Source organism: Kitasatospora sp. NPDC127067 (assembly GCF_042724755.1).
GTDB classification, from domain to species: domain Bacteria; phylum Actinomycetota; class Actinomycetes; order Streptomycetales; family Streptomycetaceae; genus Kitasatospora; species Kitasatospora lactacystinica.
The window spans coordinates 1-4,240 of sequence record NZ_JBHXEM010000256.1 but is presented as its reverse complement, the minus strand read 5'-3'; the positions used below and the strand labels follow the sequence as shown (position 1 = coordinate 4,240).

Here is a 4,240-nt window from a genome sequence, read left to right as displayed (position 1 = left end):
GGCGGCGTCGAGGTGGCCGATGTTGCCCTTGACCGAGCCGAGGGCCCAGGACCCGGTGTCGCCGAACGCCCGTGACAACGCCTGCACCTCGATCGAGTCACCGATCACGGTGCCGCTGCCGTGCGCCTCGACATAGTCGATGTCCTCGGGGTCGACCTCCGCGACGGTCAGCGCCTCCGTGATCACCTCGGCCTGACCACCGACGGTCGGGGCGGTGAAGCTCGCCTTGACCCCGCCGTCGTTGTTGATCGCCGATCCCTTGATCACGGCGTGGACGGTGTCGCCGTCGGCCAGCGCGTCCTCCAGCCGCTTCAGGGCCACCACGCCGACACCGTTGCCGAAGACCGTGCCCCGGGCGTCCGCGTCGAACGGGCGGATGTGTCCGTCCGGGGAGAGGAAGGCCCCCTCCTGGTAGGGGTAGCCGGTGTTCTCCTGCACCTTGTAGGAGACCGCACCCGAAAGGGCCATGTCGCACTCGTAGTTGAGCAGGCTCTGGCAGGCGGCGTGCAGCGCCACCAGCGAGCTGGAGCAGGCGGTCTGGACCGGGAAGCTCGGCCCCCGCAGGTCGAGCTTGTACGACACCCGGCTGGTCAGGAAGGCGAGTTCGAAGCCCAGGCCGACGTTCTCACCCTTGATCGTCTCGCCCTGCTCCAGGTTGCTGAGGATGTTCCCGAGGTAGGCGGTGGTGCTGGCGCCGCCGAAGACGCCGATGCTGCCCCCGTACCGGGCGGCGTCGTAGCCGGCGTGCTCCAGCGCCGCCCAGGCCGTCTCCAGGAAGAGCCGGTGCTGCGGGTCCATGATCTTCGCCTCGCGGGCGGTGTACCCGAAGAACTCCGCATCGAACAGGCTGATGCCCTCGAACCTGGGTGCGGCCTTGACGTAGTGGGGCCGGCCGAAGACCTCGGGTGGCACCCCGGCCGCCGTCAGCTCCTCGTCGGTCAGGGCGACGATCGACTCGACGCCGTCGCGCAGGTTCGACCAGAACTCGGTCAGGTCCCCCGCGCCGGGGAAGCGTCCCGCCATCCCGATGATCGCGACGCCGTCCCGCTCCGGGAGATCCGTGAACTCATTGGTCATCATTCGCCCCTTGCTGTCCGACGCCGTTGCTGGTGCTGACGCCGGCGCTGCTGCATCTTCTCTCTGCGTTCCTCAAGTGCCTTGAGGTTGCTGCCCGTTGCCTGCTGCAGGGGCTGCTCGGCCAGGCCGGCCAGGTGTGCCGCCGTCAACCCCTCGTACAGGTCGCCGAGGGCGAGCTTCGTGCCCAGCCGGGTGTTGATGGTGCTCACCAGCTGGATCGCGATCAGGGAGTTGCCGCCCAGATCGAAGAAACTGTCCTGGATGCCGACCTTCTCGATGCCCAGCAGCTCCTGCCACAGCTCGCAGATCGCGCGCTCGGTGTCGCCGCGCGGCGCCACGAACTCGGTGAGGATGTCCGGGCGTTCGTGCGCGGCGCTACGGGGCTCCGCGGTGTCGCCCTGCTCCAGCGAGAAGGCGTTCTCGAACAGCGCCGAGAGCTCGGCGGGCGACACGATGATCTGCGACTCCGAGACGCCGGCCAGGATCGTGTCGAGGGCCCACAGCCCTTCGGCGGGCGACATGGCGCGCTCGTCCACCTGCTCGACGCCGGACGGCGCGACGGTACCGACCGCCATGCCGATCTCCCGCCACGGACCCCAGTCGATCGAGATCACCCGCCGGGTGCGCCCCCGGTCCTGGGCGAAGGCGTCGAGGAAGCAGTTGGCGGCGCAGTAGTCGACCTGGCCGACACTGCCGATGTTCGCACCGTTCGAGCCGAACAGGACCAGGAAGTCCAGCTCCTGGTCCGCCAGCACCTCCTCCAGCACCAGGGTGCCGTGCACCTTCGGGAGCAGGACCTCGGCGGCCGCCTGGAGGTCCTTGAGCTGGATCAGGCCGCCACCGGCGACGCCCGCCGTGTGGAAGGCGCCGTGGATGGCCCCCCACCGCTGGGTGGTCCGCCGGACGGCCTCGCTCATCGCCGCCCGATCGCTCACGTCGGCCTGGAACACCAGGAGCTCCGCACCTGCGTCCCTCAGGCGGACCAACTCCCGTACGGTGTCACCGAGTCGGCCCTTGCCCGGGTTGCCGGCGAGCCAGGAGTCCCACTCCGCGGCGTCGGGCAGCCGGGTGCGCGCGGTGAGCGCGATCCGTGCCCCCGCTGCCGCGAGGTGCCCGGCCAGAGCCAGGCCCAGGCCGCCGGTGCCGCCGGTGACCAGGTAGACACCGTCCTTGCGCACCACCGGCGACTCGTCGCGTCGGGGCAGCGGCTGCGGCAGGTAGTGCTGGGACCAGCGGTGCCCCCCTCGGTGCGCCACCGTCTCCGTGCCGGGCTCCGGTGCTGCCGCCAACTCGGCCATCAGCTTCCCCAGTTGGGACTGGGTGGGAGCTTCCTGGCAATCGAGGTCGACGCTGCGGCAGGTGGTGCCCGGCAGCTCGCGGGGCAGCACGCGGCACGGGCCCAGCAGGGTGGCCTTCAGCGGCGAGAGCGGCTCGGCGCCGGTGACATTGTGCAGGCCGTTGCCGAGCACCCAGATCCGGCGCGGCTCGCTGTCCGGGTGCCGGACGAGGGCCTGGGTGAGGCGGATCAGACTCTCGAAACCGTGCTGGAGGCTGCCCTCCTCGCCCGGCGCGGTGACGCTCCAGCCGTGGACGATGTGGGTGGGCACACCGGCAGGGCCGTTCCGCAGGGTGCTGATCAGCCGCTCGTAGTCGGAGCTGTCGGCCGGGTCGATGGCGTAGCGGTTGTCTCCCCGGTCGGACCAGGCGTCGGCCGCCGCCACCACGGTGACGGTGGCACCGGCGGCCCGCAACTGCTCGGTCACCGCCTCGCCCACACCCAGGCCGTCGGCGAAGACCAGCCAGTGCCGGGTGCAGTCCGGCTGCTCCCCGGCCGGGAGAGGCGCCCGCTGCCAGGACGGGGCGTAGAACCACTGGGTGATGTCGTCGCGGCGCGCCGCGGCACGACCGGTGGCCCGGGCCGTCGTGGCCTGTCGGTCGAGCCAGTAGTGCTTGTGTTGGAAGGGGTAGGTGGGAAGGGGGATGCGGCGGCGTTGTTGGTGGGTGTGGTAGGTGGTCCAGTCGGGTGTGGTGGTGCCGGTGAGCCAGAGGGTGGTGAGGGTGCGTTGGATGGTTTCGGAGGGGGTGCGGGGGTCGCGTTTGTGGGGGAGTGAGGCGAGGGTGGTGGCTTGGGTGGCGGTGTTGGTGAGGATGCGGCGGGCGAGGCTGGTGAGGGTTTGGCCGGGGCCGATTTCGAGGAGGGTGGTGCCTGGTTCGGTGGTGGTGGTCCGGATGCCGGTGGCGTATTCGACGGTGGCGCGGATGTGGTGGCCCCAGTAGGCGGGGTCGGTGGCTTGTTGGTCGGTGATCCAGGTGCCGGTGGTGTTGGAGACGAAGGGGGTGTTCGGCGCCTGGCGGGGCACGCCTGCGACGGCGGTGGTGAATTCCGTGATCGCCGGTTCCATGAGGGGGGAGTGGAAGGCGTGGGAGGTGGTGACGGGTTGGGTGGGCCAGCCGTGTTCTTCGGCGAGGGTGGTGAAGGTCTGGATGGCGTCGTGGGGGCCGGAGACGACGCAGTCGCGGGGGCCGTTGTGGGCGGCGAGGGAGAGGTTGTGGGGCAGGGCGGCTTCGACGGTGGTGCGGTCGGCCATGACGTTGAGCATGGCGCCGGGGGCCTGGGCCTGCATGAGGCGGCCGCGCAGGGCGACGAGGCGGAGGGCGTCGGGGAGGGTGAAGACGCCGGCGAGGCAGGCGGCGGTCCATTCGCCGAGGCTGTGGCCGAGCATGGCGGTGGGGGTGATGCCCCAGGAGTGCCAGAGCCGGGTGAGGGCGTATTCGATGACGAAGAGGGCGGGTTGGGCCCACTGGGTCCGGTCGAGTCGGGGGTCCTGGGTGAAGATCACCTCGCGGATGTCCTCGTCGAGGTGTGGTGCGAGGAGTTCGGCGCATTCGTCGACGCAGGCGCGGAAGGCGGGCTCGTGCTGGTAGAGGTCGTGGGCCATGCCGGGGTGCTGTGAGCCCTGGCCGCTGAACAGGAAGACCAGTGGCGCGGTCTCGCGGGTGGTGTGGCTGGTGGTGACGTGGGCGGGGTCGCGGGTTTCGAGGGCGGTGGCGATGGTGTCGGGGGTGGTGCCGGTGACGGTGCGGCGGTGGGGGAAGGTGCGGCGGCCGGTGGCCAGGGTGTGGGCGGCGTCGGCGAGGTTGGGCTGTTCGCGGCGCAGGTGGG

At 70.9% G+C, this 4,240-nt stretch carries 2 protein-coding genes; both read right to left on the bottom strand.

The annotated features are described in order from the left end of the window. On the bottom strand, positions 1-1,077 hold a 1,077-nt coding region (locus tag ACFWJ4_RS40970; protein ID WP_380554391.1), incomplete at its 3' end, for a beta-ketoacyl synthase N-terminal-like domain-containing protein. Next, a partial coding sequence (locus tag ACFWJ4_RS40965; protein ID WP_380554388.1) for an SDR family NAD(P)-dependent oxidoreductase occupies positions 1,077-4,240 on the bottom strand: 3,164 nt, incomplete at its 5' end. The genes ACFWJ4_RS40970 and ACFWJ4_RS40965, both read right to left, overlap by 1 nt.